This window comes from Rhizobacter sp. P1_G5 (genome assembly GCF_056405435.1).
Genome location: NZ_JBFUCB010000363.1, coordinates 1 through 6,163, shown reverse-complemented (window position 1 = coordinate 6,163; position 6,163 = coordinate 1). Strand labels below are relative to the sequence as shown.

Annotated in this window: 6 protein-coding genes; 3 read left to right on the top strand and 3 right to left on the bottom strand. The window is 69.5% G+C overall.

Features of this window, described 5'->3' with window-relative positions; genetic code table 11:
- Nucleotides 1-95: 95 nt before the first annotated feature.
- The 3 genes from AC1D12_RS21815 to AC1D12_RS21805 are packed head-to-tail and all read right to left on the bottom strand — an operon-like array spanning nucleotide 96 to nucleotide 4,393.
- Nucleotides 96-1,544, bottom strand: coding sequence for an HlyD family type I secretion periplasmic adaptor subunit (locus AC1D12_RS21815; RefSeq protein ID WP_082004800.1), 1,449 nt, complete (start codon nucleotides 1,542-1,544; stop codon nucleotides 96-98).
- Nucleotides 1,541-3,787: a type I secretion system permease/ATPase gene (locus tag AC1D12_RS21810; RefSeq protein ID WP_477842803.1), complete on the bottom strand. Its 2,247-nt coding sequence runs from the start codon at nucleotides 3,785-3,787 to the stop codon at nucleotides 1,541-1,543. The genes AC1D12_RS21815 and AC1D12_RS21810 overlap by 4 nt, the downstream gene beginning before the upstream one ends.
- A 60-nt stretch (nucleotides 3,788-3,847) precedes the next feature.
- Complete coding sequence (locus tag AC1D12_RS21805; RefSeq protein WP_047513579.1) at nucleotides 3,848-4,393, bottom strand: NUDIX hydrolase; 546 nt, start codon at nucleotides 4,391-4,393, stop codon at nucleotides 3,848-3,850.
- 82 nt (nucleotides 4,394-4,475) lie between these two features.
- On the opposite strand from AC1D12_RS21805, the gene AC1D12_RS21800 reads away from it, so the two are divergent.
- From AC1D12_RS21800 to AC1D12_RS21790, 3 genes are all read left to right on the top strand, one after another.
- Nucleotides 4,476-5,183 carry a fumarylacetoacetate hydrolase family protein gene (locus AC1D12_RS21800; RefSeq protein ID WP_477829458.1) on the top strand — a complete coding sequence of 236 codons (708 nt, stop codon included), beginning with the start codon at nucleotides 4,476-4,478 and terminating at the stop codon, nucleotides 5,181-5,183.
- Nucleotides 5,184-5,211: 28 nt separating this feature from the next.
- Nucleotides 5,212-5,850, top strand: coding sequence for a maleylacetoacetate isomerase (maiA, locus tag AC1D12_RS21795; RefSeq protein WP_047513573.1), 639 nt, complete (start codon nucleotides 5,212-5,214; stop codon nucleotides 5,848-5,850).
- Nucleotides 5,850-6,163: laccase domain-containing protein (locus tag AC1D12_RS21790; RefSeq protein WP_477842800.1), on the top strand; the 314-nt coding region annotated here is incomplete at its 3' end. The genes maiA and AC1D12_RS21790, both read left to right, overlap by 1 nt.

Here is a 6,163-nt window from a genome sequence, read left to right as displayed (position 1 = left end):
CCAGAAACCCAGCGCTTATGTACGAACCTACGGGGCCATTTCGTGACCGGAATCACCAAATCCGGCCCTTCGTGAGCCAATAAGGAAGTTTGTGATCAGCGTTCGCGCAGCGCGTTGGACTTGACCTTCAACACCGGCTTCAGCACGTAGGCGAGCACGGTCTTCTGGCCGGTCAGCACGTCGACCTCGGCCGTCATGCCCGGGATGATGGGCATCTTCTCGCTGAAGTTCGAGCGCGTCGTGCGCACCCGCACCAGGTAGAACGCGTTGCCGCGCTCGTCGGTGATGGTGTCGGGGCTGATGTTCTCGACCTGCGCTTCCAGCCCGCCGTAGATCGAGAAGTCGTACGCGGTGAACTTGACCGTCGCCGGCTGGCCAGGGCGGATGAAGGCGATGTCCTTCGGCGCCATGCGCGCCTCCAGCACCAGGTTGTCGTCGAGCGGCACGATCTCGACGATGTCCTTGCCCGGTTGCACGACGCCGCCGACGGTGTTGGCCAGCAGCCGCTGCACCCGTCCGCGCACCGGCGACTTGACCTGCGACTTGGCGACCTTGTCGGTCAGCGCGACCGCGCCCTCGTTCAGCGCGTTCAGCTTGCCGGCCACCTCGGCCAGTTCCTTGCGCGCCTCGTTGCGAAAGCCGATCTCGGTCTCCTGGCTCTTGCGCTGCGCCTCGCCTATGGCCGCCTGCACGCGCGCGATCTGCGCGCTGGCCTGCTCGGAATCGCCGCGCGAGCGCGCCACCTCGCGTTCGAGCCGCAGGATGTCGACCTCCGACACCGCGCCGCTCGCCAGCAGCGGCCGCGTCTTCCCGAGCTCCTGCTGGCCGAACTCGAGCCCGCGGTCGGCGGCTGCCTTGCGGGCGCGCATCTCGGTCAGCTCCTGCTGGCGCTGCTGCAGCTGCTGGTGGTTGATCGACAGCAGCGTCTCCAGCTCGGAGCGCTTGGCCTCGTACAGCTGACGCTCGCCGAGCAGGATGCGCTGCTCGTCCGGGTCTGCCGAGGTGGGCGGTGTGAAGACCGAGCCGTCGGCCAGCGCCTGCAGCCGTGCCTGGCGGGCCTTCAGCGCGAGGCCGGTGGCGGCGCTCTCGCGCACGCCCGATGTCGCGCGCGTTTCGTCGATCTTCAGCAGCAGCTGGCCGGCCTCGACGACCTGGCCTTCGCGCACCAGGATCTCGGAGACGACGCCGCCGTCCAGCGACTGCACCACCTGCAGCTGGCGCGACGGGATCACCTTGCCATCGCCCTTGGTCACCTCGTCGACGTGGGCGAGTGCCGCCCAGGTGACCAGCAGCACGACGATCAGCAGGGCCGCGCGCACGATCGACTGCGCATGGTGGGTGCCACTGCGCGACATCACCTGGTCGGCCTCGGCCTCGAAGCTGCGGAATCCGGCATCGCCGGCGTTGTCGGGCGTGACGACCGGGCCGAGCAGGAGGCGCGTGATCGGATCCAGCAGCACGCGGATGCGCTCCAGCACCCACATCACGGCCAGGCCGAGCTTGATCAGGATGCGGTTCGTGCCGCCTTCACGGGATGAGCTCATGCCGCCCTCGCGATGCGCCCGCTCTGCAGCGCTTCCATGATGCGGTCGCGCGGCCCGTCGGCGACGATCTTGCCGCCGTCGATCACGATCACGCGCGTCACCATCGCGAGCAGCGAGGTGCGGTGCGTCACCAGCACCACCGTCTTGTTCTGCGCGAAGTTGCCGATGTTGTGCGTGATCTGCGCCTCGGTCGAGAAATCCATCGCGCTGGTCGGCTCGTYGAGCAGCAGGATGGGTGCGTTGTGCAGCACCGCGCGCGCCAGGCCGATGCCCTGGCGCTGCCCGCCCGACAGCGATTCGCCGCGCTCGCCCACCGTCATGTCGAAGCCGCGCGGATGCCGGTCGATGAAGCCGCTCATGCCGGCCAGCTCGGCCGCCGCGACGATCGCGGAATCGTCGGCATACGGCAGCCCGAAGGTGATGTTGTCGCGCAGGCTGCCGTAGAACAGCGTCACGTCCTGCGACACGTAGCCCAGGTTGCGGCGCACGTCGGCCGGGTCGAGCTGGCGCAGGTCGATGCCGTCGAGCAGCACCGCGCCGTCGTGCGGCTGGTACAGGCCCATGATCAGCCGCTCGATCGTCGACTTGCCGGAGCCCACGCGCCCGATCAGCGCGACCCGCTCGCCGGCCTGGATCTTGAAGCTGATGCCGTCCAGCGCCGCATCCTGCCGGCCCGGGTAGGCGAACTTGACATTGCGGAACTCGATGTCGCCGCGCAGCTGCGGGCGCTGCACGAAGTTCTCGCCGGCCGGGCGCTCGACCGGCCGCTCCATGATCTTGTCGAGCGATTCCATCGCGGTGCGCGCGCCCTGGTACTGCATCAGCAGCCCGACGATCTGCCYGGCCGGCTGCAGCGCCCGCGACGCGAGCATCGACGAGGCCACCAGCGCCCCCATCGTCAGCTCGCGCTGGCTGATCAGGTAGACGCCGACGATCACGATCGCGACCGTCACGCCCTGCGACAGCCAGTTGGTGCCGTAGTTGGCCGTGGCCGAGAGCGCCCGCATGCGCACGTTGGTCACCGCGAGGAAGGCGTTCGCGCGCTCCCACTTGGCCTGCACGACGCTCTCGGCACCCAGCGACTTGATGGTCTCGATCGCGGTCAGGCTCTCGATCAGCGTCGCGTTGCGCTGCGCCGCGGCCTGGTAGGTGGTCTGCGACAGCTCGTGCAGCCGGTGCTGCAGCACGTAGCCGATCACCAGGATCAGCACGAACGCCGTGACCACCGGCACTGCGAGCCACGGCGAGATCCAGGCCAGCACGGTCACGAACAGCAGCGCGAACGGCAGGTCGATCAGCGCGGTGACGGTGCCCGACGCGATGAAGTCGCGCACCTGCTCGAAGCCGCGCAGGTTCGACGCGAACGAGCCGACCGACTCCGGCCGGTGCTCCAGGCGCATGCCCAGCACCTTCTCCATCAGCGTGGCCGAGATCTGCACGTCGATGCGCGCGCTCGCCTCGTCGACGAAGTGGCTGCGCAGCAGCCGCATGAACAGGTCGCCGCACATGATCAGCACCACGCCGATCGACAGGGCCCACAGCGTCTCGACCGCGTTGTTCGGCACCACGCGGTCGTAGACGTTCATCGAGAACAGCGGGAACACCAGCGCGAACACGTTGACCAGCAGCGCCGCCCACAGCACGTCGCGGTAGACGATGCGCTGCTCGAGCACCGCGCCCCAGAACCAGTGGCGCTGGCGCACCGCGCGCACCTCGGGCGTGCGCGCATCGAAGCGGAAATGCGGGCGCACGAACAGCACCACGCCGGTGTAGCGCCGCTGCAGGTCGGCGAGCGGCAGCACGATCGAGCCCTGGCCGGTCTCGGGCAGCAGCACGCGGGCCACCGGGCCTTCCCGGCCGCCGTCCTCGAAGCGCAGCAGCACGCAGGCCTGGTTGTCCTTCAGGATCAGGATCGCCGGCAGCGCGGCGGCGTCGATGCGCTGCAGTGCCAGGCGCTGCAGCTTGGTCGCCATGCCGGCACGCGCCGCGGCCCGTTCGGTGAGCTCGATGGTCAGCTTGCCCTTGCCGCTGTCACCCAGCGGCAGCCCGGCCGACAGCGAGGCGCGCGACGCGGCCTGGCCGTTCAGGCGGCAGATCTCGACCAGGCAGTCGAGCAGCGGATCGGGGTGGATCAGGTCTTCGCGCATCCGCAGCGGCGCCGCCTCCGCCGGCTTGTGGGCGGCGGGGGCCTGGGCTGTCGGTTGGGCGGCAGCGGCGGAGGGCAGGGGACGGGGATCGGTCATCGGTGTCGCGGTATCGGGAAGTCAGACATCGACCTATTCGAACGGCGACATGGTGCGCCGTCAATCGATATCGGCCATATGGAAGCCGAATTGACCCCGGCGGCGATCGTCGAAGAACCGCCTCAGGGTTTCCCGCACCGTCGGGAACGCGAGGTCGTCCCACGGCACCTCGTCCTCGCGGAACAGGCGGGCCTCGATGGTCTCGGGGCCGGGCGCGAAATCGGTGTCAAGCAATCGGGCGCGGTAGAAGAAGTGAACCTGCCCGACGCGCACCACGTTGAGCAGCGTGAACAAGGCCTGCATCTCGATGCGGGCGCCGGCCTCCTCGTCGGTCTCGCGCAGCGCGCCGGCGGCGGTGGTTTCGCCGAGCTCCATGAAGCCGGCCGGCAGCGTCCAGAAGCCGTGGCGCGGCTCGATGTTGCGGCGGCACAGCAGCACCTGGTCGTGCCACACCGGCAGCGTGCCGACGACGTTCAGCGGGTTCTCGTAGTGGATGGCGCCGCAGGCGGCGCAGGTCGCGCGCTCGCGGTTGTCATCGGGCGGGATGCTGTAGCTGACCGGCGATCCGCAGGTCTTGCAGTGCTTGAAGCTTCGGGCCTTGAACATCGCAGGGAGTTTAGCCGTGAGTTTTCAGCCCTCGTGGCATCATCCCGCCATCCCCCAACAGACTCTCTGYGGAGCGACTTCCATGAGCCACGTCGTGCCGGTTCCGGCCACCCCTTCCGTGCCCGTCGTCGGCGCGCAACCCGGCGACACCTTCCCGGTGCGCCGCATCTACTGCGTCGGCCGCAACTACGTCGACCATGCGATCGAGATGGGCCACACCGGCCGCGAGGCGCCGTTCTTCTTCCTGAAGCCGGCCGACGCGGTGCTGCCGGTGGCCGAGGGCACGACCGGGCAGATGCACTACCCGAGCGCCACCAAGGACCTGCACCACGAGGTCGAGCTGGTCGTCGCGATCGGCAAGGGCGGGCGCAACATCCCGGCGGCCCAGGCGCTCGACCATGTGTACGGCTATGCCGTCGGGCTCGACATGACGCGCCGCGACCTGCAGGGCGAGGCCAAGAAGCTGGGCCGCCCGTGGTGCAGCGGCAAGGGCTTCGACGAATCGGCGCCGATCGGCCCGGTGCGGCCGGCCGCGCTTTGCCAGGTGGGCGCCGACACGCGCATCGAGCTGAAGGTCAACGGCACGCTGCGCCAGCACAGCGTGATCGGCAAGCTGATCTGGAACATCCCCGAAATCATCGAGCAGCTGTCCGGGCTGTGGGAGCTGGCCCCCGGCGACCTGATCTTCACCGGCACGCCCGAGGGCGTGGCCGCGGTCGTCACCGGCGACACGCTGAGCGCGAAGGTCGACGGCGTCGGCAGCCTGCAAGTGCAGCTGGTGGCCCGCTGATGGCGGTCCTGTGACAGGCGTGCACGGCATGCAGCTCTACAGCTACTTCCGGTCGTCGGCCTCGTTCCGCGTGCGCGTCGCGCTCGCGCTGAAGGGGCTGGCCTACGACTACGTGCCGGTGCACCTGGTCAAGAACGAGCAGACGCAGCCGGCCTTCGCCGCGCTGTCGCCCGGGCGGCTGGTGCCGGTGCTGAAGGACGACAACGCGTTGCTGTCGCAATCGCTCGCGATCATCGAGTACCTCGACGAGACCCATCCGCAGCCGCCGCTGCTGCCCGCCGATCCGCTCGGCCGGGCCCGCGTGCGCGCACTCGCGCTGGACGTCGCCTGCGAGATCCACCCGCTGAACAACCTGCGCGTGCTGCGCTACCTGCTGCACGACCTGGGCGTCAGCGAGGACGACAAGAACCGCTGGTACCGCCACTGGTGCGAGACCGGGCTGGAGACGGTGGAGCGCCAGCTCGAGGGGCAGCCCGAGACCGGCCGCTTCTGCCATGGCGACAAGCCGACGCTCGCCGACATCACGCTGGTGCCGCAGATCTTCAATGCGCAGCGCCTGAACTGCCGGCTCGACCACGTGCCGACGGTGATGCGCATCTTCGAGGAATGCATGCGGCTCGATGCGTTCAGCCGCTCGCAGCCTTCGGCCTGCCCGGACGCGACCTGATGGCCACGACGGCGTTGCAGGACGCGCTGGTCCCCGACTGGGCGCTGGACCACGTCGGCGCGTTGATGAGCACGCGCCGCGGCGGCCTCAGCGCGCCGCCGTGGGAGAGCCTGAACCTCGGCATCGCGGTCGGCGACGACCCGGAGGCGGTCGACGCGAACCGCGCGCGCTTCGCGGCCGCGACTGGCGCGGCGCCGGTCTTCATGAAGCAGGTGCATGGCACGCGGGTGCTGCGGCTGCTGCGGGCGTCGGCTGGCGCAGCGCTCGAAGAGGCCGATGCGGCGATCACCACCGAGCGCGGCGTGGCCTGCAC

Bases quoted from the DNA above. Each gene is read 5' to 3' on its own strand.
- AC1D12_RS21815 (WP_082004800.1), bottom strand. From the start codon at position 1,544: ATGAGCTCATCCCGTGAAGGCGGCACGAACCGCATCCTGATCAAGCTC.
- AC1D12_RS21805 (WP_047513579.1), bottom strand. From the start codon at position 4,393: ATGTTCAAGGCCCGAAGCTTCAAGCACTGCAAGACCTGCGGATCGCCG.
- AC1D12_RS21800 (WP_477829458.1), top strand. From the start codon at position 4,476: ATGAGCCACGTCGTGCCGGTTCCGGCCACCCCTTCCGTGCCCGTCGTC.
- maiA (WP_047513573.1), top strand. From the start codon at position 5,212: ATGCAGCTCTACAGCTACTTCCGGTCGTCGGCCTCGTTCCGCGTGCGC.